We start from the raw sequence: 23600 nt of genomic DNA on the forward strand, positions 1-23600 counted from the left end.
GGTTGGACTAATAAAGCGTGCGGGCGAGCCGATCGGCTGCCGCATCCAGGTTTATCTCGCGATCGCCAGCGACGAGCGCATAGGCCACATCGCCAATCTGCCAGTAGGCCGCTTCTGCCTTGTCGAGCGCGACATGGTTTACGGACCGCACGGCGAATGCGCCCGGTCGCACGGCAAAGAGCGAAATCTGTTTGTCTTGCGACGTCTTGATCGCCATTTCGACGCTCGGGCCGAACTCGGACGGGAATATCTGCACATCGGCGATCTTCCAGTCTTCCGGCAGTTGCGGCATGACGATCGCAGTCGCTGCGCGAATATCCTCCGCCTTGTAGATTGCGACGGATTGAGATGGCACGGACTGGCGCAGCAGCGCCGTATGATAGGCGCGCACCGCATCCTCGACATAGGCCGGGGCAGGCACAGAGGCGGCAACTTCAGTCGCCGTAAATGCGCCGAAGGAGGTATGGGCGACCCAGCCTGCAGCAACAAGAACGCCGACGGCTGCGATGCGCTGCACCGAATGAAGGATGCGGCCATAGGCGAGGCCGCGTTCCAAACGTCGCGCCGCATCGCGCGTATCGGGACGGCCGAACGCGCTTTCGCCGGCGAGCGCGAGACGCAATTCGCCCCTCATGCTGAGATCAGCCATGACCTTCGCGGCAATCGCGGGGTTCTCTGACAGGAAGGACTCGACCTGAATGCGACGCGCCACGTCGAGTTCGCCGTCGACATAAGCATCGAGATCAGCGTCGATGATAGGATCAATTGCCTTCATTGCCGTTGCCTCCGATTAATCTCAAACCCGATGCGCGCGGCGCCTTCTCCTCGAATTCGCGAAGCTGCGCGCGGGCGCGCGAAATGCGCGACATCAAGGTGCCCATCGGAATGCCGAGGGCCGTTGCCGCTTCCTGGTAGGAAAGATCCTCGATCGCAACCAGATGCAGTGCCTCGCGCTGCTCCTCCGGAAGATGGAAGAACGCGTCTCGTACCTGTTGGAGACGTACGGCATGCTCCTGGGCGGCCTGCAGCGACTGCTCCGTCTCGACGGCGGCTTCCTCGTGTCGGCGCGCCAAGGATCGATCCTGGCGGACGCGATCGATGTGAGCATTGTGCAGGATCGAAAGCAGCCAGGTGCGCAGGTTGCCACCGCGGCGGAAGCTCTGCTTCTTCTCGTAGGCCCGCAGCAGGGCGTCATGAACGAGATCTTCCGCATCATCCGAATTGCGCACGAGCGAGCGTGCATAGCGCCGAAGCGCTGCCAGCTGGCTTATGACGTCGAATGGGCGTTCTTTGCGTTCCATGATTGAGTATACGGATTTGAGCGAAGAGTTATTCCATCGTCGACAAAAATTCGAATGAGCGTTTGGTCATCGATGGGAAAGCGACGGCCTGACATCGGGACGATGCCGGGCGCAAAACCGCGTGGAACGATGCGCAGGCTTATTCAGGTCGACCGTCCGACAGCTCCACAAGGATCGGACAATCGGGTCTGTCGTTGCCGTGGCATGCGTGGATCAGATGCTCCAACGTGCGACGCAGTCCGGTGAGTTCCTGGATCTTGCGATCGATTTCGCTCAACTTCGCCTGCGTCAGTTCCTTGACATCCGCACTCGCCCGGCTCTTGTCTTCGTAGAGGGCCAGCAGCTGGCGACATTCCTCGACGGAAAAGCCGAGGCCGCGCGATCTCTGCAGAAAGCGCAGTTTGTGGACATCGGTTTCGGCATAGTCGCGATAACCATTTCCACTCCTCTCGGGGCGGATCAAGCCGATATCCTCATAGTAGCGGATCGTCTTCGGCGCCAATCCGGAGCGTTGCGAGGCTTGCCCGATATTCATGCGATCTCCTGTAGCTTGACGAACCGCAGTCGCAGCGCATTGGCGATGACCGAGACGGACGACAGGCTCATGGCGGCGGCAGCGATCATCGGCGACAGAAGCAATCCGAACACAGGATAGAGCACACCCGCCGCCAGCGGCACGCCAAGCGCGTTATAGCCGAAAGCGAAGGTGAGGTTCTGTCGGATATTGAGCATCGTGGCCATCGCCAGCCGCCTCGCGCGAACGATCCCATTCAGATCACCTTTCACCAGCGTCAGACCGGCACTTTCCATGGCAACATCAGCGCCCGTGCCCATTGCGATACCCACATCGGCTGCGGCGAGCGCGGGCGCGTCGTTGACGCCATCGCCGGCCATGGCGACGACCGCACCCTTGGCACGCAGCTCATCGACCAAGGCCTTCTTGCCTTCTGGCAGAATGTCGGCGCGTACCTCGTCGATGCCGAGGCTCTTTGCCACGGCGCGCGCGGTGCGTTCATTGTCGCCCGTGGCCATGATGATCGTCAGCCCGTTGTCGTGCAGCGCCTTGATGGCAGCTGCCGTGGTCTGCTTGATCTGATCGGCAACGGCCACGAAACCGGCGAGACGGCCATCGACGACCACGAACATGACCGTCTTGCCGTCATCACGCAGCGAGCGAACCTGTTCGGCAAGGGGGGTGACGTCGATACCGAGATCATCCATCATTGCGGCGTTGCCGAGCGCGACAGGTGTCCCATCGGCCTTGCCCAGGACGCCTTTGCCGGTTCTCGCTTCGAAGTCGCTGGCATCGCTCGGATCGATGCCGCGTTCCTGCGCGCCGGATACGATTGCCTCGGCGAGCGGATGCTCGGATGCGCGCTCAAGGCTCGCGGTCAGCTTTAGCAGGCGAGTGTCGCTGATGCCGCCAAGGGGAACAACATCTGTCAGTCTGGGCTTTCCTTCAGTCAGGGTACCCGTCTTGTCGACGATCAGCGTGTCGACGCGTGCGAAGCGTTCAAGCGCTTCCGCATCCTTGATCAGAACGCCTTCATGAGCGCCGCGGCCGGTCGCGATCATGATCGACATTGGTGTCGCCAGGCCGAGTGCGCAAGGGCATGCGATAATGAGTACGGCAACGGCGGCAAGCAACGCATGCGCCATGCGGGGCTCTGGTCCGACAAAGCTCCAGACGACGAAGGCCATGACAGCAGCAGCAATGACAGCGGGAACGAATATTGCCGAAACGCGGTCGACGGCACCCTGGATGGGGGCGCGCGAACGCTGCGCTCTTGCGACCAAGTCGACGATGCGCGACAGCGTCGTGTCGGCACCGACCTTCTCGGCGATCATGACCAGCGTTCCGTTCTTGTTGATCGTGCCGCCAGTGACCGCGTCGCCCGTCCGCTTTTCGACCGGAATCGGTTCGCCTGTTATCATGGACTCGTCGACAGTCGATTGCCCTTCGCTGACGGAACCGTCAATCGGGATGCGCTCGCCCGGACGAACCCGCACACTCTCGCCGACCCGTATCTCATCGATGGCGACATCGGTCTCCGAGCCGTCTGCATTGACGCGCCGTGCGGTCTTCGGTGCAAGGTCAAGCAATGCGCGTATGGCCGAACCGGTTCTTTCTCTTGCCTTCAGTTCCAGAACCTGGCCGACGAACACGAGAGCGACAATGACGGCCGCCGCTTCGAAATACACAGGAACGGCATCACCATGGCCGCGGAAGGTATGCGGGAATAGGCCGGGCGCCATCGCCGCGACGACGCTGTAAAGATACGCCGTGCCAACACCCAGTCCAATCAGCGTCCACATGTTCGGGCTGCGGTTGACAAGGGAGGCAAAGGCGCGGCGGAAGAAAGGCAGGGCGGCCCAAAGGACGACCGGTGTGGCGAGGAGCAGCTCGATCCACGTGGCTTGCGGTTCGCCAATCCAGTCACGCAGCGGCAGACCGATCATCGGGCCCATACTGAGTGCAAGCAGCGGGATCGAGAGTGCAGCGCTGACCCAGAGCCGGCGGGTGAAATCCACCAGTTCCGGATTCGGACCTGCATCTGCCGGTGGAATGCCCATCGGTTCCAGCGCCATGCCGCATTTCGGGCAGTCGCCCGGATGATCGCTGATGACCTCGGGATGCATCGGGCAGGTATAAAGGGTCCCTTTCGGCATCGGCTCTGGGGCAGGTCTATCTCCGTCGCGATAGGCGGCGGGATCGGCCTCGAACTTCGTCTTGCAGCCGGCCGAGCAGAAGTAGAATTTTTCGCCTTCGTGCTTGTGGAAGTGCTTGGCAGTCGCGCGATCGACGGTCATGCCGCAGACCGGATCCGTCGCCGTCAGATAGTCCTGCGGCGCAGCTTCGAACTTTCGCCGGCAGCCATCGGAGCAGAAATGATAGACATGCCCGCCATATTGAAGCGAAGGCTTGCCGGCCTTGGGATCGACCGTCATTCCGCAGACAGGATCACGCACAACGTCGGCGGCAGCGTCAGCGCCGTGGTCATGACCATGTTCTTCGTGATTGTGGTGGTCGTGCGTGCTATCCATCCGAGTCTCCTTTGCCTAATAGGGCAGCGGAACCTCTTATGAACCTTCCAGCACCTGGAAGGTCAAGCGGAAATGTTCGGCATTAAATCAACGCGCAGTGTCGGCAGTGTCGGATGAACGGAATTGATGAGACTAAGCTCCCTGACCGCGTGTTTGAATCGGGTTTCGTGAGACGAGATATGGGCGCGCGCGGCCGGACGGCCTGTAATGCATTGGCTTGCTTGCACGTTTCGGCAATTCTTACCTAGGCGAGGAAGTGCAAGTTGGCTCCAGGGTAGTCTTGCAACGTGGCTTGCGACTGCTTTCTTGAAAGGATCTCCACGGCGCCTTGTCACGCGAGATCCTTGGACGAGGCTGAAACAGCACGTCTTCAGGCAAGAAGGCAGGTGAAGTGAGCCGCACTCGTGGGCCATGAAGGGGCAGATCCTTTGAAGACGTTCGGCAAATCGGCAATCGGAGAGGGGACGGCGCCGTGGGTCACAACGGGCGCCAGGCGGCAACGACGGTGATGAGGCAGCGGCCAGCTTGGTCGCCTGACGCTTAAGAGTGGCGCACTAAAACAAAGGGCCTGCCGGGGCAGGCCTTTAGCGGGTTGCATCGGTCATCTGGCAGATACTGAAATACCAATTGCGACAAATTCCGCACCTTGCAGGTATCAAAGCACATCGGTCTGCTGCTCGCACGTCAGGAAAAAGCTTCCGGTCGATGAAGGAGCTCAGTTCTTGCGATGGGGTCCTCGTTCCTCGGCGGTCACGTCATCAGCCTGCAGGATAAGGAGGGTTCCGAGCGCTCTGGCAGACTCTCGCGGCAGGGCATAGTGCAGCCACCCAAAGCGAGGATCGCGAATGTGAAGAAGGGGTTCTCCAAGCAGTGCGTCGGGTTCTGAGTACCAACGTGGATCAAGAACGGCGTCGACCATCTGCCCACCCTCCCAATTCTCGTCATGAGGCGGCGGCATCTCAGCCCTGATCTGGCCGGCGCCTTCGATAAGATCTGATACGGAAGTTGCGTCAAGCACGAACGCGACCGGCGGATCTGTCGGAAACGTGATCGTCAACGTCTTAAACTCGTCGTCGAGTTCCCACTGAGGTTCCCCGCTGTTGATCATGCTCACCTCTTGGTGATCGCATCGTGCAAGATGCAGTCGTGGATTGCCGACGACGCAAAACAAGAGAAAGCCGACGATGATTGATGGCCCTGTTCGATACAACCGTTCGATTTAGGATGGCCTATAGTGTCGCAACTTCTCTTTGATGGCACGTACTCACTTGGACGTATGAACTGCTTCCCCAAAGATGCTCGATCTCTTAATCGATGCATTCATCCCGGCCGGTAAAGTGCGCCGGCCGGGGCATGGCGCATGCAGCCCCGGCCGGTATTTGCCGATCAGCAAGGGACCAGTGGAGGTCGGGTCGCCGCATCTCCTTGTGATCGTCGTGCATGGTCTTCGAATTTTTCGGCCAAAGTGAGACGCGTACCAATGGATGAAAACCTAGCCGAACAGAGGCTGGAACCGGCGGAGGCTGGGTGCCTTCCCAGGAGAAGCTCGCCGGCCCGATGGTCGTGTCGTCAGAGATATCAGTCGCCATTTGAGACTTTGTGGAGGACGGCGGCGTAGGACCAACGAGGTATCGCCAACGCATTCAGGCCAAGTCGCAGAATGCCTCTGTGGTGCCCATGGCAGAATGCTCGGGAGGTCGCCGGGGCGATGTCTCCCGTCAGTCCAGTGACCTCTTGACCTGCTAGCATTACAGTTGCATATCTATCTGTGGTCTGAATCTATGGGTCTCCATGATTCGGAGGTCATGGATGACAGGTGCATCAATCGAGACGACGCTTGAGCTTTGGGCATCATCGTTGCGCGACGTGAAGGCTCGCATGCGCAGACTGTTTACGCAGGAGCGAGTTGCAGCCTCTGCGAACCTTTTCCTGGACGGCTTGCTGGGTGACGAGCGGCGTAAGACAGGTTGGATGCGTGCTGAGGCGGCCGGTGATCCCGGCCCGTGGCGGCAACAAGCCATTCTGGGGCGCGGGCGCTGGGACGCGGACGCACTTCGCGACATCGTGCGAGAGTATGTCGTAGAAAACCTCGCCACGGATGATGCGGTCCTGGTCATCGACGAGACGGGCTTCCTCAAGCAGGGCAAGACATCGTGCGGTGTTGCACGTCAATATACAGGTTCGGCTGGCAAGATAACGAACTGCCAGATCGGTGTGTTCGCCGCCTATGTGTCCGTTCGCGGTCATGCCTTTATCGATCGGGCCCTGTACTTGCCCAAAAGCTGGACCGGCGATCCGGCAAGGCTGGCAGCAGCTCATGTTCCTCAGGCTACAGCCTTCGCTACCAAGCCAGGCCTGGCTGTCGAGATGATACGGCGTGCGCTGGCAGCCGATGTGCCGTTTTCATGGGTGGCCGCAGATGCGGTCTATGGCGTCGGGGACGTTGAAGGGACCCTGCGTCGAGCCTGCAAAGGCTACGTTCTTGGGGTTAAATCGGACCACCATTTCGGCTCCTGGTCGGGTAAGCCTCCGGTCGCCGGCACAGCGCAGGAGATCGCCCGTGATCTCGATTCAAGTGCATGGCAGCGTCTTTCCGCCGGTGAGGGCACCAAAGGCGCGCGGCTTCATGACTGGGCCTACTGTGAACTCGCCGATCTCGATGCCGACGAATACAACGAGACGACATCAGGGCTTTGGACCCGTGGCCTCCTGATCCGGCGCAATATCAGCGACGGTGATCTCGCATTCTTCACCACATGGTGCCTGGCCGGGACGGACATCCAGACGCTCGTTTCCGTTGAAGGTCATCGCTGGGCGATCGAAGACAGCTTCGAGACCGCCAAGAACGAGCTCGGCCTCGATCACAACGAAACCCGGTCATGGCATGGCTGGCATCGCCACGTCTCCCTCGTCATGCTCGCCTTCGCCATGATGGCGGTGATCCGGTACCGCGCCAATGACGCGACGCCCCCAAAAAGACCGCGGATGCCGACCATCAGGACTTGATCCGCTGGTCTATCCAGGAAGTCCGGCGCATCGCCATCAGACTCGCTCAGCGTCGCATAAGCCCCGCCTACGTCATCGCATGGTCATGCTGGAGACGCGCCCATCAGGCGGCCGCTCGACGAGCTCACCTCAAAACTAAAATGCAACTGTAATGCTAAGACGATCAGACGCGCCATCGACGCTTCAGGCAATTGCTTCATCGGTTTCAGCCCCTGCTTGCTTGCATGGCCTTGCGCAGCTGCCGCAGCGCGCGCAATAGGCTTTGAATGGTCTCAGCGCCTCAAAATTAGCATCGATTTGACGATTGGCCTCAGTTTGCGTCGTATCGGAGCGCTTCCTGTTCGCGGATGCCAATCGTCTCGAAGCGGTCCGCACGCGATCGATGCTCCTGAGAATGGCCAACAGATGCTTCGCTTCCTCAGCTTCCATCGCGGCGAGAGGAACGCCATCCAGGCGCGCTGGCTCATGCGTTGCCTGATCAATGATAGACCAGCCTGAGCCTTCCATACGGAGACGATATTCTTCGGCCATCGGCAATCCCCATTTTTTGACACCTGTCATTCTGAACGAGGGAAGTCGAAGCTGCTATTTCCCAAATTGGCCGGTTTCATCGCTCAAAAGTTGTATATTCAAGGGCCGTAATATGGCGGGTGGACCGTACTCGTGCAGTTCAGGTCAACAATTACCCGCCCAGCGCCTGGTACGGCTCCATTGAATTGTTAGCAAATCACGGTCTTGTTCTCCTGGCCACGGCGCCTGCTCACAAGCCTGTCGAGGATACCTTTCGGTTATAACGAAGGGCATCACGTGACGGCGACTCAGGAGGCGCGAAAGATCGTAGGGCACGCGGGGTACAATGCGCCTGTGCTTTCTGCGTTCAAGCTCCACCAACCCATATCGCGCCCTGGTCTTTAAATTAGTTCTGTGGTCGGTTCAAAATCGTGGTCGGAGAGGTTTCTCTGCGACTTCACTCCTTAGCGCCTGTAGCGCGTCTGCCATTTCCTGACCGACGTGGAGGCCTTTGTTACCGTGTTCGGGATAGTATCCGGGCAGGTCGACCGGCATGCTTTTCCCTTTGTAGGTGAATGGGCGCACGCCCTGGTGCAAAAACTCGCCGGTTTGCAACAAGATCATCGCTTCGTTCCGGATGTATCGATCTTCTGGCAGGCCAGATCTTGATCAGCGACTGATATGGAACGTCGCGCTTTGCGGCGGCGACCTTGATCTGTTCCAGAAGAGAGTTGGGCAGGCGCAACGAGATCGAGGTGGACGATGGTTTCAGGTTCGGCAATCGCACCTTCGCCGCTTTCCTCCAGTCGATATGATCGGCAGAGTCATGGTGTTCCCAATAAGTCCGCTCTTCGGCTTCCGTGCTGAAGTGCGGCACGGGATCGGGCTTCCTGCTCATTATAGCTCCGCTCCTTTCGGCTCATATCCCGGGCGGAAATCACCCGGATTCTCGTTTCGTTTGTCCGAAGCGTGAAGGTGATATGGAGCAACCTTCCGTCATCGGTGCGGCCGAGCGCATGAATGCGCTGCTCGCTAACTATGTCTCAGATCGGGCACCGCCGGCCAGTCGGCTACAATGAAGTGCATCGCTGAACCAAACAACCGACTGGATACAAACACGACGATTGGCTATCCTTCGTAAATGGTTCTTGACCGACTCGTGAAGATAGCCGCGTGGTTGTCGCTTGCTGCCATCCTGTTCGTGACCGTCTCGCCGATCGGTATACGACCGCACGACGTCATGTCCGTGCGCTATGACCGAGCACTCGCCTTCACAGCAATGGCTCTCCTGTTCGTGGTAGCCTATCCCCGTCACTTTTGGGCTTGCGCGATCCTGGTCATACTCGGAGCGGCCGCGATAGAACTCCTCCAGTATTTCTCACCAACCCGCCATGCGCGGCTTGAGGACGCTTCTGTGAAAGCTGTCGGTGCAACAATCGGCGTGGCTCTGGGGTTTGCAGCAAACTGGATCCGTCCGCCGCGCTCGAGCTAGTCTGCCCTAAAGGTGAAGAAAATTTCCGGCCGAACCATTTCAGATGGCTGATCAACTCGTTATCGATGGAACCCAGGTCGTTTTTTGAGCGGCTCGGAAACACCTCGACTTGGTCGTGCCTCCTATCGGCGTCTTTAACTTGCATGCGGATGAACCATCTCCGGGGGCTTGGGTTTCGATCGGAGAACCCACCGGGGCCAATTGCAATTGTGGCTGAGGGCAGGAAATTCCTGGACGCTAAAAAAGCATCTGGAGACAGCCTTGGTCGATTTCCCTTCAGATGATCATTCGACGAAGACACCGACGCTTGCGGCCCGGCCCATGGCGTCAATCACTGTGAGCTTCGAGTAACCGCCACCATCCGGAATCCACTGATTGGTGCGACGCCGAGAGACGTCGGGCAATGGTTTGCCGTTGGCAAGCCAGCGGAAAGGCGCCCGTCCGCCTTGCAACTTCAGCATCAACGGCGATAGGTCGCCAGTTCTTGCGCCAAGGTCGACATGCGCGCCCTCAGGTGGATAGACGATCTGCGGTGCCGGTTCACGGCTCGATGTTGTTAACAGGCCATTTTGGTTGATGGCGAAGCGACGTTGACTGATCGGCAGTTCGGCCTGTGCGATCCGCAATGCTCCCGATGGCGGGCGGGGAAGGGGCGTGGTTGCGATCCCCGACTTTGCAAAACCCTCAAAGAGGATAGGGGCCGCAGTCCCGTACCCTGTCAATCCCGGCGCAGCCCCGTTGTCAGGGCGACCGACCCAAACGCCAAGAACATAGCGTCCATCATAACCAACCGACCACGCATCGCGGTAGCCGTAGCTCGTACCGGTCTTGTAAGCGATCCCTCGTTTGGGAGCGCCGGGCGGTGGAATGACGCCGGAGAGGATGTCGGCGACATTCCAGACGGCCACCGGGTCAAGCAGGCCCTCCCCATCGATCTTGCCCGGCCGCTCGTTGACGCCGTCGCCGATGAGCGAAGGCCGGCCACGATTGGCGAGCGCGGTGTAGAGCTGCACCAAATCCTTCAGCGTGATGCCGAGGCCACCGAGACCGATTGCAAGACCCGGTGTTTCGTTCGGGGGCAAAAGAGGCCGCACCTCGGCGCGGCGAAAGCGGATCAGCAGCTTCGCCGGATTGACGGCATCAAGCAGCTTTACGGCCGGCACGTTCAGGGACAACTGCAGGGCCTCGCGCACCGTGACATCGCCCTGATAGCTCATGTCGAAATTTCGTGGGCGGTAGCCGAAGAAATCGGCGGGGCGATCCTCGATGATCGTCTCCTGGCTGACGAGACCTTCCTCGAATGCCAGACCGTAAATGAACGGTTTTAGCGTCGAGCCCGGCGAGCGGCTGGCGCGCGTCATGTCGATCCAGCCAGAGCGGCTGGCATCGAAGTAATCGGCAGAACCGACCTCGCCGACGATGTCGCCCGTCTGCGCATCCGCCATGACCATGGCGATCGACAGCTTCGGACCGAGTTTCAATGCGGCGGCGCGGGCAACGGCTTCCAATCCGGTCTGCACCGTCTTCTTCAGCGTCGTCCCGTATTGCAGCGCTTTCGGATCCTTGCGGCGGGCCGCCTCGGCCACATGGGCGGCGAGCGCCGGGAGCTGCATGCGCCGTGCCGGCACCGGTACGACTTCAGCGCGTGCCGCCTCCCCCTCGCCAACAGCTTCGGCGACGCCGACACGCTCCAGCACCCGTTTGCGAGCCGTCAGCGCGGCCGCAAGATTGCGGTCCGGGCGGCGCTTTTCCGGCAGCTGCGGCAGCGCGACGAGGAGGGCGGCCTCGGCCACCGTCAGCCGCCGCGGCTCTTTGCCGAAATACGCAAGGCTTGCAGCCCGCGCGCCCTCGAGATTACCGCCATAGGGTGCGTGCGTCAGATAGAGATTTAGGATCTCATCCTTCGTTAGCCGCCGTTCGATCTGGATCGCGCGTGCCATCTGCAAGAGCTTCGCCGACAAAGAGCGGCCTTGGCGTGGTTCAATCAGCCGCGCGACCTGCATCGACAGCGTCGATGCGCCGGAGACGATGCGGCCATTGGTGACGAACTGGACGGCGGCACGTGCGATCGCTTGCAGATCGATGCCGCCATGTGTGTAAAACCGCCGATCCTCGTAGGCGACAAGCATCTTGAGGAATTGTGGATCGACATCGGTGCCAGTGGTTTTGAGACGCCACAGACCGTCCGGTGTTGCGAAGGCCCGCAGCAACTGACCGTCCGCATCGAGCACTTCCGCAGATACCGCATAGGCCTTGTCGAGTGGCGGCGGATAGGCCTGGTCGGCAGCCTCGAGCAAGAACAGCCCAGCGCCGGCAAGGAAGATGCCAGCAACGCTTCCAATCGCGAGCTTCCTTGTCAGTCTCATTTCGGTGCTGGGGTGACCTCCATCTTGCCGGTCGCCGTGCGGGCAGAAAGCTGTGGCCGATACATGTCCTCAACGACGGCGGCCGGATGATCATAAGTGCCGGGTGTGACGGCGCGCACGACATAGGCGACATTGATTTCACGGTTGTCGTCCGCCGAGCGGTTGAACGCCGCCACGAAGCGGTCATTGCGGAATTCCGTATGGGCGGCCGTGACTTCGCCGATCCACTCAAAGTTCGTCAGTTGAGCGCTGTCTACAAGGCTTGGATTGTCGATCTGGAAGCCGGCCGGCAGCAGATCGGTGACGACGATGCGCGACGGCCAGCTGTTGCTTTCCGTGATGTGCAAAACGACGACATAACGCTCGTTCTGCTTTGCCTCGGTCACGTTCGTCTGCTCGCCATCCATCGTGTAGTAAGTACGCTCGATGGCAAAGCCGTCGCCGCCTGCGGGCGGCGGCACAGCGGGAGCGGCGACCGTCGTCACGACAGCGGAGACCGGATCGCTTGTCTGGTTGGTGAGGGTAAGCGCATTGCCCGTCAAGGCGTCTCCAGTCATTTTTGCCATATAGGCGCCATTGTGCAGCGCGCCGTTGACGTCGATCTTGATCGAGTCGTCGCCGCCCTGAATGGCGCGAGCGGCAAGCAGCATCCATGCCTGTTCCTGGGTGCTGGTATATTTGTTGCGGTTCCATTCCTTGGCGACAGCCTTCGCCAGTTCCGGAACCACCGGCGGGACAGGACGGCTTTCGGCTGAAAGGGCAAGGATCGCGGCGCCATCCCGCAGGATCGAGCCGTAGTCAGTCCTCGAAAGATTGACCCTTGTGACCATCGATTGCTCTGACATCTGCAAGGCGTCGACGAAGATATTCTTCGAGCGGATTGCATCGCCATAGAGCGCTAACGCTGCCGCGATATGGGCCTTGGCAAGCGGCGTTGGAAAGTCGTTGATCATCGTATCAGCATAATATCGAAGGTCGCTGATCGCAGCCTTCTTATTGCGGGCGAGGACGTAAAGCGCATAGGCAATCTGATCGCCCTGCTCCTTGACATTGACGTCGTAGCTCAGGGCGTTCTGCAGGTTCTCGAGCGCTTGCGCGAAGGCGCGATCCGGTACGTCGTATTTCTGCTCGCGAGCGCGCGTCAGGAAATCGGTGACATAAGAATCAAGCCAGAGATCGCCACTGTCAGGTCCCCAAAGGCCGAAGCTTCCGGCCGAGGCCTGGTATGAAAGCACCCGGTAGATTGCGTCTTGAACGCGTTTCTTCACATCGGCGTCGTCATCAAGGCCAGCTTGCCTGGCAAGCTCGCTCAGATAGATGAGCGGCAGGGCACGGCTCGTCGTCTGCTCGGCGCAGCCGAACGGGTAGCGATCGAGTGACATCAACAGGGCCGGAATGTCAAAGGCGGCCGAGCGCGTGACGCTGACGCTGACGGCGGCACCCGGCAGCACACTGTCTGCCAATAGCGCCTCGTCGACTGTCAGCTTAGCGCCTGGATTGAGCGCCAGCACGCGGCGTTCGGTCATCGGCAAAACAGCTGGTCGGACAGGCACGTCAACCGTTTGATCCAGTGACAGGCCTGCCGCGTCCGAGAGATTGATCGAAACACTGCCGTCGCCCGGCTGGTTTGCCGTTACTGCAAGTGTCAGGGCCGATTTGGCACCCGATTCAAGGCGGATGGCCTGCGAAGCCTGGTTCACACCCACCGCGTCGTTGCCGGTAACGGTCAGCTTGTAATCGCCTGCTGGGGCGTCGGTGTTGGCAATATCGAGGCGAAGCTCGGACGCATCACCGGGCGCGAGGAAGCGCGGCAGGCTCGCCGTCACGACGACCGGATCGCGGATGACGATATCCTTCGTGCCATGGCCAACGCCGGCCTTCGACCAGGCAACCGCCATCACGCGGGCTGTGCCGTTGAACTGTGGGATGTCGAAGCTGACGGTTGCCTTGCCCTTGGCATCGAGCTTTACCGGACCGGAGAAGAAGGCGACGAGCTTTTGCGTCGGGGGGCTTCCCTCAAGCGCCACGCTACCGCCATCACCGCCTGTCTTGAGCTTGCCGGTAACACCGAGCGAACCGTCAATCAGCCGCCCGTAAAGGTCACGGATCTCGAGACCGAGCTGGCGCTGGCCGAAATACCAATCTTCGGGGTTCGGAGGCTCGTATCGGGTGAGATTGAGAATGCCGACATCGACGGCAGCAACGGTCACATAAGCATCCTCGTTGACGCCTGCACCTGCAACGGCCAGCGTAATCGGAAGCGGTGCGCGCGGCAGCATCTTTTCCGGCGCGTCGATCGTGACCTGCAATGCGCGGTCGGCGGGGTCGACCTTCAGCCATTTGACGCCAATGGCGCGCATTGGCATATGGCTCTCCTGTGCATCGCCGGGGCGGAACAAGGTCGCAGTCACATAGGCGCCAGCGCCCCAATCAGCGGTAACCGGGATGTCGACTTCGCCGCCGTTTTCACCAACCGTAGCGTTCTGGATGGCAACGAGGTTTTCCGTGCCGGCCGCGATCATCAACTCACCGGCATAGCGCGAAGAGACCTTTAGCTTGGCTGTTTCGCCGACCTTGTAGCTGTCCTTGTCCAAGGCGATCTCAAGCCCATCAGGGGTCTCCGTCGACGCTGCCTGGACAAACCAGCCGGCGTCGAACTCGACGCTGGACGCAGGGCCGTCGGTCTCAGTGCTTTCGACTTCAAGGCGGTAGCGCCCCCAAGCGACCGCCGAGGAAATTTTCGCCCCGTCCTCGGCCGCGCTGACGCTGCCGTTGCCAACCTGCTCCGCTGTGAAGATCGGCTCGTATTTCCAGGCAGTACCGTCGCGATACCATTGGTAGTCGCGGTTGAGCTTGTAGAGCTTCCAGCGCAGGCCGCTCATCGCCTGCTTCTCGCCGTCGGCTCCAACGCCGATGACGGTGAAGTTGGCGATCGAATTCTCTCCAAGGTCGCCCGAGAATTCCGGCTTGATGCCGATCATCGGGCCTTGGTTTTTGACGGGGAGGGCGAGCGATCGCTCGATCGCGCGACCGCCTGCTTCCTGCATTCGGATGTAGACCATCGCATTGAGCAACTGCGTCGTCGCCGGCAGATCGCCAACAGTCAACTCCGTAATACCCTCGCCGTTCTCATCGAGTTCGGGGAGGCCTTCGATGGTCTGGCGGGTGTCTTCACTGGCTTCCTCATCGGCGAGGCCGAAGAAGTAGCCAGGGAATGCGTCCGCCTGCCGTGTCGGCTTGATGACGACATCGCCTTCGAGCGAAAGCCCTGCGGCTGGCGCGCCGTACAGATACTTGCCGCTGATGTTGATGGTTGCCGGAGTGTCCGGACCGATAACCTTCGCTTCGGTCTTGATCTCCATGTCGGTGCGATCCGGCACGAAGTCATCGACAAGGAATGTCTTCGTCGCAATTGGTGAGCCCTTCGGATCGGTGTGAATGTTCATCGTCCAGGTGCCACGCATGGCGCTTTCCTGAACAGGCAGGTCGACGGAGTAACCGCCAATATTGCTGGTCGGACTGGCGATCCGGCGGTCCTCGACACCATCGGGACGCAGAAAGATGAAGGTGAGTGGCAGGTTCTCGATGGCTTTCCCATCGGTATCGCGCGCGAGTGCCGCAGCATGCACCGTCTCACCGGCGCGGTAGATGCCGCGCTCGGTCCAGGTCAAAACATCGATGGCACCTGGGGAAGCGCGTCCCGTTACGCCGCGATCGGACAGATCGAAACCAGCACGGGTCATGTCGAGGAAGACGTAGTCGGCGGTGCCTTGCTTTGCGGTGATGACCGCGGGCGTGAGTGCTGCCGTGGCACGCATCAGACCGGCGGTAAAGGTCGCGCGACCCTTCTCGTCGGTCGTCGCGGTTCCCAGCACCTCATTGTTCTTCGCCAGAAGCTGCAGCTCGACGCCGGCGATCGGTTTTGCCGATGCAAGCGAGCGGGTGAACACGTTGAGACCATCCGTGCCCGCATAGGTCGTGACCCCCATATCGGAGACGACAAACCATTGCGTCGCCTGCGCATTCCAGTCCTGGTCCGGGGCGTTTGGTGCGGTTGCCGTTAACACATAGACGCCCGGCTTGCGCTCGGGCAGTGCCTCATCTACCGGAAAACTGGTGACGACGTCCTTGTTGAGATCGCTCGCGATATCGATCGAGCCTTGCCAGACGAGTTCACCGCTTTCGTCTTCGATCCGCTGTGCGCTGTAACCATCGAGCTGGGTCAGGAATTGCGAGCTCGTCAACAGCGGCGCGATGCCACGATCACCGATACGGTAGAGCTTGAGAGTGGCGGAGGCCATGTTGACCGAAACGATCGGAATTCCGCGACGCGCGGTCGACGGCAGCACGAAGCTGTCGCCGGTGAAGCGCACGCTGGCAGTGCGATCCTTGACATAGACATCGAGGCTGACCGGAGCCTCCAGGACTTCATCGACTGAAGAAGGCAAGCCCGTACGGAAGGTGATCTTGTAATTTTCGCCATGCGTCAGCCCCTCGACGCAGATCTGCTTGTCTTTGGTTTCGAGTGCCTTGGGGGCGGCACCGTTCAGCGTCACGAAAGGCGTATAGTCCACAGTTTTGACCAGGGACTCCGAAAATGTCGCGCAGGTGCGCGGAGTTGCACTGTCTGCGTCGACGGTATGCTCGGTAATGCGAAATCCTTGCGTCGATTTGAGCTGCAAGAACGCCGCCTGAACGTCCTTGGCGTTCACGAGCGCCAGGCTTGCCTTGTAGGCGTTGAGGGCGGCGCGATAATTGGTGTTCTTTTCGAGTGCGGCGGCCAGCACGGAGAGCGCCTCGGCACGGCTCGACGTCGTCCGGGTCAACTCGTAGCCGTTCACAGCGGCAAGAACAGCCTGTCCGTAGATCTCGCTGCCATTGTTGTCGTCGGTCTTGACAAAGCTGTCCCCGGCACGTGCCGTTTCCAGCCAGAGATCCGCATTCTCCCGGGAAAGAGCAAGCGCACTGCGGAAGGACTTCATCGCCTCGATGACATTGCCCGCCGTCAGGTCGAGGCGGGCATTGGCAATCAGACTGTCAGCGCTCTGGCCCTGCTGATCATCGGCCACGTCAAGATTGGCCTTGTCGTCGCGCGCCTGCTGGATCACGTCGCCGGAGAGGAAGGTGAGGCGAGGGGCTGCGCCGATGTCCGGCTCCTGCTGCATGGATGTCTCGACGATCTTGCCGGCAATGGCGCCCGGGAAGGCATTCATCGTCTTGAAATCGGACTTCAGGAAGCACCACTTCACCTTCGGATTGTAGGTGAACGCCTTGCAGGATTTGTCGCCGATGCAGGACGTTTTGCACTGATCCAGCGTGACGTTCTGTTCGGTGCGCAGATCGAAGCCGAAATAATCGGCGTCCTGGATCGTCTGGATCTGGCGCTTCGTATCCGCCGCCACGGGAAGGCTTGCGATGATTGACGAGACAGCAACGGCGACGATAGCGAAAAACGCGCGTACAGACATAGTTCCCCCCGAGATGCTGGCGCTGATCCGGCTGCACTCTCCGCACTCCACGTCCGGTTGTCAACTCGATCAAATGCGCTGTTTCGCAATGAGCCAGGTGCTGCCGCAGCGCTCTCACATCGGCGTGAGGTGCTGGGTTTTGATTTGCTTGGCGCAGCGCCATGCACCATCGTTGCGTCATGGAATTGGGAGACTTCGCTATGTCCGCTTTTCTTCTCCGAAGGTTTGACTTTCGGTTCATTCTGGCTGTCGTGACCTTGTTGGGATCGCCCGTCTTTGCCGCCGAGAGAGCTGTTGTCCTCCCGCCGCCGGCAATCGACGAGCCCATCGAGGCAAACGCCGAAACCGCGGTGTTCGCAGGCGGATGCTTCTGGGGCATTCAAGGTGTCTTCCAGCATGTGAAGGGCGTGAAATCGGCTGTCTCTGGCTACGCCGGGGGAACAAGCAATACGGCGATCTACCAGACGGTCAGCACTGGAACGACAGGTCACGCCGAGTCGGTAAAGGTGATCTTCGATCCCTCCGAGGTCAGCTACGGAACGCTTCTGCAGATTTTCTTTTCGGTCGCCCACAATCCGACAGAGCTAAATCACCAGGGTCCCGATACCGGCACACAGTACCGATCGGCATTGTTTGTGGCGAGCCCGCAGCAGCGTCGGATCGCGGAGAACTACATTGCACAGCTCGGCCGGGCCGCCATCTTTCCGGACCCGATCGTAACCGAGGTCGACAATCTGGAGGGCTTCTATCCAGCCGAGCGCTACCATCAGGATTATCTCGCTCTCAATCCGACAAATCCGTACATCGTCATCAACGACTTGCCGAAAATCGAAAACCTGAGGTCGGTGTTTCCGCGCAACTTTCGCAGCCGACCTGTCCTCGTTCTCAAGGCAAAGGGTTGATATCCCCGAAAAAAACCTGGCATGTTCCGTGCACTGCGGTTGCGTTGATAACGATTTGTCAATGTTAACAATATTTTGCCTGCAAGTTATTGCGCCCCAACCCGGAACATATCGTCCTGACGTTCGTTACCCCGGCGCCAACCAACACGCAGTTGAGCGTCACCAGTGTTGTAAAATGAGTAAAGCAAGGGACATTTCATGGCCAGCGATGTCGAAACCAAGCGGCCGACATACGGTGTTGCGCGTCAAAGCGTCTTGATCGTTGAGGATGAATTCCTGATTGCCCTTGACCTTGAATCGACCATCAAGGACATGGGGCTGAACGTGGCCGGTGTCGCCCGCGACAAGGAGCAGGCGCTGACGCTGGCGCCGCTGGCTGACATTGCATTTGTGGATGTCAACTTGGCCGATGGTGCAACGGGGCCAGAGATTGGACAACGGCTCGTCGAGGAATTTGGCGTAACTGTGGTTTTCATGACCGGCAACCCTGAAGCTGTCGTGGGGCGCGTTGAGGGAGCGCTGGACATCCTCAGCAAGCCGGCCACGCCATCGATTGTGCAGACCTCTTTGCGCCATGCGCTCGATGTGCGCCGGAGTGGATGACGCTGTGATGTGAATTCCCGGATGACCGGTATGCGCCAACCGTCAACATCACGACGTGGTCATCATGCTGCTCGAACATCCAGCTGATCTACCGCTGCGATCACGCCTCTGAGCTCCGCCAGTCCCTTCAGCCGGCCGATGCAGGAATAGCCTGGATTGACCGTCTTCGTCTGATCGTCGATCAGGAGGTGGCCATGGTCGGGACGCATTGGAATAATGCTGTCGGTCCTGCCGACTGCGGCGCGGCGACGTTCTTCTCGGCGCAGGAGCGAAATCAGCGAGACCATGTTGACGTCTCCGCCAAGGTGCTCGGCTTCGATGAAGGAGCCATCTGGTTCCTTGCTGACATTTCGCAGGTGCGCGAAGTGGATGCGCTCGGCAAAGCGGCTCGCCAGCTCGACGACGTCGTTGCCGTGACGCGAGCCGTAGGAACCGGCGCAAAGGGTTATGCCATTGGCGGTGTGATCGACCGCCGCGAAAATGGTCTCTATATCGTCCGCCTTCGATACCACGCGCGGCAACCCGAACAACGAGAACGGAGGGTCGTCGGGGTGAATTGCAAGACGAACATTGTTTTCGACGGCCACCGGCACGACCTCCTTGAGAAAGTCGACCAGATTGCTGCGCATGTCGTCGTCTGAGAGATCGTCGAACGCTGCAATGTGCGTGCGGATGGCTTCGCGCGTGTGGCTGTCCTCACCGCCGGGCAGGCCGGCGATAATGTTTTTTTCGAGGGTTTGCACATCCTCCTCGCTCATGCCCGCCAATCGCTTTCGCGCTGCCTCGACGAGTTCAGCGTCGTAGCTGTCTTCGGCCGCCGCCCGCTTCAAGACAAAGACGTCATAGGCGATGAAGTCGATCATGTCGAAGCGCAGCGCCAGACCGCCGACGGGGGTTGGGTAAAGGAGGTTTGTGCGCGTCCAGTCCACGACCGGCATGAAGTTGTAGCAGACCACAGGCACGCCACCTTTGCCGAGATTGGCGAGACTCTGCTTCCACGCGTCGACATAAGGTGCCAGTTTTCGTTTCGCAGTTTGATTGCCGAATTGACGGGAATGGACTCGCAGACCGACCAGACCATGCCGGCATCTCTGACGAGTGCCATTCGTTCGGCGACGTCCTCCGGACTCCAGACGCGGCCGTCATAGATATGGTGGAGGGCTGTCACGATACCTTTTGCGCCCGCCTGACGGGCATGGGACAATGTAACCGGGTCCTGAGGCCCGAACCAGCGCCAACTTTCCAACATAAGACATCTCCTCGAAATGTTGGACAATTAATCGCAATCTCATCACTTGATGCAAGAAGAAATTGATCATTGTGAAAATAAGCCCAACATATTAGGCTGGTCGTATGGAAAACGGAGGTCATTGGCGTGGAGTCAGGCAATCGCGCTTCGGCCGTCGATGACGTCGTACGGCAAATCCGCCTTCTGATCCGCGAGCGCGGACTTGGCGTCGGTGACGTCCTGCCGAGCGAGGTCGAACTGGCCACGATGTTCGAGTCCAGTCGGAATACGGTGCGTGAGGCCTTCCGCACGTTGAAGGCGTATGGTGTGGCTGAATCCAGGCAAAAGGTCGGCGCCGTCCTGACAGACCAGCATCAAGACGCGATGCGCGATCTCTTTTCTTTTGCCATGGAGATTTCCGTCGATGCTTTCCGCGACATACAGGGGTATCGGCGGCTGACGGAAATGAACCTGTTCGATGTGCTCGCTGAGCGCATTACGGAACAGGCTGTTGCCGACATGGCGGCGGTCAATGTGTCCATTCTGACAGCGCAAAACGCCGAGCGTGCCTCCGAACTCGATTTCCAGTTTCACCGCATGCTGGTGGATGGCGCGGGCAATCGCACATTGTCGGAAACCTATGGCATGCTGAAGCCGGTCATTCAGCGCTTGATGCTCGCGGGTAAATCGCAACGATTGACGCTGCAGACGGTTGTGAGCGAGCACAGCGACATTCTTCAAGCGCTGCGCGATCGCAACCGGATTGCTTTCATCTATCACATGGATCGGCATCTGAGCGCCGGTCTCGAATTCATTTCTGAATGAATGCGGCAAGAGGTGGAGAAGACTGATGGGAGAATTTGCCGGCAAGACCGCAGTTGTCACGGGCACGACCGGGATCGGACGCGCGATCGCATTGCATTTGGCGCGAGAGGGCGCCGCCGTTGCCGCCCTCGGCATCGATGAAAAGGCCAATGCTGAACTTTCCGAGATCGCTGCTGCAGACGGACTGGCCCTGCGCGTCATCCATACGGATGTCTCCATTCCCGACAGCGTGCGTGATGCCTTTGTCCAGACCATTGCTGTGTATGGAGGCCTCGATATCATCGTCAACTCGGCCGCAGTGCATCCCTATGGCAATGCCACGGACACGCCCTTCGAGACCTTCATGCGCTGCATGGCGGTAAACGTCGGCTCGATCCATCTGACGGCGGAGCATGGCGTGCCGGAAATGCGCAAGCGCGGCGGCGGCGCCATCATCAACATCTCGAGCGTGCAAGGCTTTGCCTGCCAGCCCGGCGTCTCAGCCTACGTCGCCTCGAAGGGCGCGATCCATGCGTTGACGCGCGCCATGGCGATCGACTTCGCCGCAGACAAGATACGCGTCGTATCGATCAGCCCGGGTTCGGTGCGCACGCCGATCCTGGAGCTGGCCGCGCGCACGTTCGAAGGAGCCGATGCCGATGTCGATGCCGTCTTTCGGCGTTTCGGAAAAGCGCATCCGCTTGGCCGCATTGGCGAGCCCGAAGAGGTGGCTGCGCTTGCTGCCTTCCTCGCCTCGGACAAGGCTTCCTTCATTACCGGATCGGACCACCGGATCGATGGCGGGTTGACGGCCGGTATAGGCGTGCGTTGAAGCCCATTTTCAAAATCCCCTTGCCTTGGCCCCGGTCCCTAGCCGCACCCCACCAAACGTCAGACGAGGCCGGTGAGCAGGGCTATGCCGGCCAGCGCGGCAATGCCGCCGGCCGAACGTGCGACAACTGCGCCCCGCTGCTCGCTGACTTTGCCGATCAGATAGCCAAGGCCAATGCCGGCAAGGTGCAGTGCTGCGGTCGCAAGCATGAAACCCGCCGCATAAGCGACACCGCCCGCAGCGGCCGGCATCTCTGAGCCGTGCGCGTGTCCATGAAAGATCGCAAACAGGCCGACGACCCCTGCCGCGATGGCGACCGGAGCCTGGATGCCCAGCGCAACGACAGCGCCCAGGACGATCACGGAAAGAGCAATTCCGGCTTCGACAAAGGGCAAGGCGATCCTCATCATACCGAGGGCGCTGCCGATAGCCATCACCGAGACGAAGGTCAAAGGAACCAGCCAAAGCGCACGGCCGCCAATCTGCCAGGCGATAAGGCCGACCAGAACCATGGCGAGCACGTGATCGAGACCCGAAACCGGATGGCTGAAGCCGTGGAGAAAGCCAACCGTTTGTCCGACGCCTGTGTGGGCGAAGGCGAGCGACGGAGCAAGGGCGGCAGCCGCGAGCAGGACGTTAAGTTTGATGCTCTTTGAAAACATGGATGCCCCCGTTTGTGTGCAATGTTGACGGCAAAAAAATGGCATGCCGGATCAGAAGGATAAAGCAAAAAATCGAGCGACACCGTCATTTGACGTAGAGCGATTTGGAAGCGTCGGGCCCCTCAGGTTGGCGGCATGGTGCCAAACACCGAAACCAGGCCTAGCACCGCCAAGCCCAAGACCATTTCTGCGGCAGTCGCCCATTTCAGCAACTGCAGCGATGGGCTGCTTGCGAGCCGCGGGACAAGAATGTAGCGATTGGTGATCGCAAGCGCGACCAAGACAAACACGATCAGGATCTTGATGCTGAGCAGGAACTGATAGTCGAGCCGCCAATTCAGCGGAGGCGATCCGATGATCAGGAATGTATTGATGATGCCGGTCGCGATCACGACTGCGACGGCAACATGGCCCGCGGTCGAAAACCGCATCAGCGCTGCCCGCGCGTCATTCTGCCACCGTGCGTCGCGAAGCATCGGCAGGATGACGATGACAGGCACCAGGGCCCCGAGCCAGGCGCCACCGGACAGGAGGTGAAGGCCGTCGTTAAGGCGCTGCGGTGCCCGCAGCCAACCACTGTTCATCGCGGCATGACCACTGATCGTCAGACTGATCAACAGCAATCCGGCGATGATCGCCTGGGCGCGGTGTCTGAACGGGACTGGCGCAAGGCACGAAATTGCCAGGACAACGGTGGCACCGGCCTGGGCAATCCAGGCTCGCCCGACGTTTGTTCCTGAAAGAATGGTTCGTATCATCTCGGGCCCAACCGCATCGCTCCAGCCTTCCCCGATCGTTGCCGCGCGCAACGGGAGCAGCGATGCGGTCGTGCCGATGACGAGAAGGAGTGCGAGGATGTACCAGTTGCGGAGCCGTCGGCTCACCTGTGCGGCCAGGTCAGCAGGCACGACCCAGCAGAGATAGGCCGATGCGCCCCATAAAAACACGGCGGCGGCATCAAACAGGAAGCGGCACAGGATGAGTGCAGCATCTGGTGTCACGGCTTGACCGTGAAACCGTAAGTGCCATTGGTCTTGTGGCCGTCCGTTGAAAGGACGTGCCATTCCACGGCGTAGGCGCCGGGGCCAAGCATTTCGGGAAGAGGGACCATCAAGGTTTTGCCTTCATCCATCAGCATCGCGTCGCCGGTTTTCACCATCGCCTTGTCCGGGCCGGTGACTTTCACGCCGGAGAACTTGATGTCGAGTTCTTCAGAGAAGTGCAGGTCGAGTTCGGCAGGGGAGGTCGCGACCGTTGCCTTGTCGGCAGGCACGTTTTTCGTCAGCTGTGCATGCGCAAGGGCCTGCCCGGCAACGCCGAGGATCGCAACGGTGGACAATGCGACAAGGCGGGAAAGTGTCGGCATGTTCTTACTTTCTAA

16 protein-coding genes and 3 pseudogenes are annotated in these 23600 nt (G+C 59.9%); 6 read left to right on the forward strand and 13 right to left on the reverse strand.

The genetic code is table 11. The features are described from left to right. Nucleotides 1-7: 7 nt before the first annotated feature. The 5 genes from LPU83_RS64575 to LPU83_RS64595 form a co-directional block, all read right to left on the reverse strand. Nucleotides 8-775 carry an anti-sigma factor family protein gene (locus tag LPU83_RS64575; RefSeq protein WP_024314446.1) on the reverse strand — a complete coding sequence of 256 codons (768 nt, stop codon included), beginning with the start codon at nt 773-775 and terminating at the stop codon, nt 8-10. After that, nucleotides 762-1301: a sigma-70 family RNA polymerase sigma factor gene (locus LPU83_RS64580; protein ID WP_024314447.1), complete on the reverse strand. Its 540-nt coding sequence runs from the start codon at nt 1299-1301 to the stop codon at nt 762-764. The genes LPU83_RS64575 and LPU83_RS64580 overlap by 14 nt, the downstream gene beginning before the upstream one ends. Before the next feature lie 139 nt (nt 1302-1440). Next, entirely contained in the window at nt 1441-1836 is a 396-nt protein-coding gene (gene cueR / locus LPU83_RS64585; RefSeq protein WP_024314448.1) for a Cu(I)-responsive transcriptional regulator, read from the reverse strand. Next, on the reverse strand, nt 1833-4346 hold the full coding sequence (locus tag LPU83_RS64590) for a heavy metal translocating P-type ATPase (protein WP_024314449.1): 2514 nt from the start codon (nt 4344-4346) through the stop codon (nt 1833-1835). Before LPU83_RS64590 ends, cueR begins: the two co-directional genes overlap by 4 nt. Nucleotides 4347-5061: 715 nt before the next feature. Further along, nucleotides 5062-5454, reverse strand: coding sequence for a hypothetical protein (locus LPU83_RS64595; RefSeq protein WP_024314450.1), 393 nt, complete (start codon nt 5452-5454; stop codon nt 5062-5064). Between the two features lie 683 nt (nt 5455-6137). On the opposite strand from LPU83_RS64595, the gene LPU83_RS64600 reads away from it, so the two are divergent. Next, the gene (locus tag LPU83_RS64600) at nt 6138-7352 is read left to right on the forward strand and encodes an IS701 family transposase (RefSeq protein WP_082321312.1); all 1215 of its coding nucleotides are present in this window, start codon (nt 6138-6140) and stop codon (nt 7350-7352) included. Between the two features lie 1168 nt (nt 7353-8520). Here LPU83_RS64600 and LPU83_RS64605 read toward each other — a convergent pair. After that, nucleotides 8521-8760 (reverse strand): annotated as a pseudogene (locus tag LPU83_RS64605) (BrnA antitoxin family protein); the annotation flags it as partial. Beyond that, nucleotides 8687-8896 (reverse strand): annotated as a pseudogene (locus LPU83_RS64610) (BrnT family toxin); the annotation flags it as partial. The pseudogenes LPU83_RS64610 and LPU83_RS64605, both read right to left, overlap by 74 nt. A gap of 107 nt (nt 8897-9003) precedes the next feature. On the opposite strand from LPU83_RS64610, the gene LPU83_RS64615 reads away from it, so the two are divergent. Beyond that, nucleotides 9004-9354 carry a VanZ family protein gene (locus tag LPU83_RS64615; protein ID WP_024316895.1) on the forward strand — a complete coding sequence of 117 codons (351 nt, stop codon included), beginning with the start codon at nt 9004-9006 and terminating at the stop codon, nt 9352-9354. A gap of 284 nt (nt 9355-9638) precedes the next feature. On the opposite strand, the gene pbpC is transcribed toward LPU83_RS64615, so the two are convergent. Beyond that, nucleotides 9639-11720, reverse strand: coding sequence for a penicillin-binding protein 1C (pbpC, locus tag LPU83_RS64620; RefSeq protein ID WP_024316894.1), 2082 nt, complete (start codon nt 11718-11720; stop codon nt 9639-9641). Further along, nucleotides 11717-17188 (reverse strand): alpha-2-macroglobulin family protein, encoded by a 5472-nt coding sequence (locus LPU83_RS64625; RefSeq protein WP_024316893.1) that lies wholly within the window; start codon nt 17186-17188, stop codon nt 11717-11719. The genes pbpC and LPU83_RS64625 overlap by 4 nt, the downstream gene beginning before the upstream one ends. A 200-nt stretch (nt 17189-17388) precedes the next feature. Between LPU83_RS64625 and msrA the strand changes: the two genes are divergently transcribed. Together msrA and LPU83_RS64635 are read left to right on the forward strand one after the other, a co-directional pair. Then, complete coding sequence (gene msrA / locus LPU83_RS64630; RefSeq protein ID WP_024316892.1) at nt 17389-18090, forward strand: peptide-methionine (S)-S-oxide reductase MsrA; 702 nt, start codon at nt 17389-17391, stop codon at nt 18088-18090. Between the two features lie 198 nt (nt 18091-18288). Beyond that, nucleotides 18289-18693, forward strand: coding sequence for a response regulator (locus tag LPU83_RS64635; RefSeq protein ID WP_024316891.1), 405 nt, complete (start codon nt 18289-18291; stop codon nt 18691-18693). Between the two features lie 62 nt (nt 18694-18755). Here the strand turns inward: LPU83_RS64635 and uxuA are convergent. After that, nucleotides 18756-19942: pseudogene (gene uxuA, locus LPU83_RS64640) on the reverse strand (mannonate dehydratase). A gap of 126 nt (nt 19943-20068) precedes the next feature. Here uxuA and LPU83_RS64645 point away from each other — a divergent pair. Continuing rightward, nucleotides 20069-20746, forward strand: coding sequence for a FadR/GntR family transcriptional regulator (locus tag LPU83_RS64645; RefSeq protein WP_024316890.1), 678 nt, complete (start codon nt 20069-20071; stop codon nt 20744-20746). A gap of 25 nt (nt 20747-20771) precedes the next feature. After that, nucleotides 20772-21557 carry an SDR family NAD(P)-dependent oxidoreductase gene (locus LPU83_RS64650; RefSeq protein WP_024316889.1) on the forward strand — a complete coding sequence of 262 codons (786 nt, stop codon included), beginning with the start codon at nt 20772-20774 and terminating at the stop codon, nt 21555-21557. Between the two features lie 59 nt (nt 21558-21616). Here the strand turns inward: LPU83_RS64650 and LPU83_RS64655 are convergent, their stop codons facing one another. The 3 genes from LPU83_RS64655 to copC all read right to left on the reverse strand — a co-directional run bounded on the left by LPU83_RS64655 (nt 21617) and on the right by copC (nt 23585). After that, nucleotides 21617-22219 carry a HupE/UreJ family protein gene (locus tag LPU83_RS64655; protein WP_024316888.1) on the reverse strand — a complete coding sequence of 201 codons (603 nt, stop codon included), beginning with the start codon at nt 22217-22219 and terminating at the stop codon, nt 21617-21619. Nucleotides 22220-22341: 122 nt separating this feature from the next. Beyond that, on the reverse strand, nt 22342-23220 hold the full coding sequence (gene copD, locus LPU83_RS64660; RefSeq protein WP_024316887.1) for a copper homeostasis membrane protein CopD: 879 nt from the start codon (nt 23218-23220) through the stop codon (nt 22342-22344). Then, entirely contained in the window at nt 23217-23585 is a 369-nt protein-coding gene (copC, locus tag LPU83_RS64665; RefSeq protein ID WP_024316886.1) for a copper homeostasis periplasmic binding protein CopC, read from the reverse strand. Before copC ends, copD begins: the two co-directional genes overlap by 4 nt. Between the last annotated feature and the right edge of the window lie 15 nt (nt 23586-23600).

Source organism: Rhizobium favelukesii (genome assembly GCF_000577275.2).
Lineage (GTDB): Bacteria > Pseudomonadota > Alphaproteobacteria > Rhizobiales > Rhizobiaceae > Rhizobium > Rhizobium favelukesii.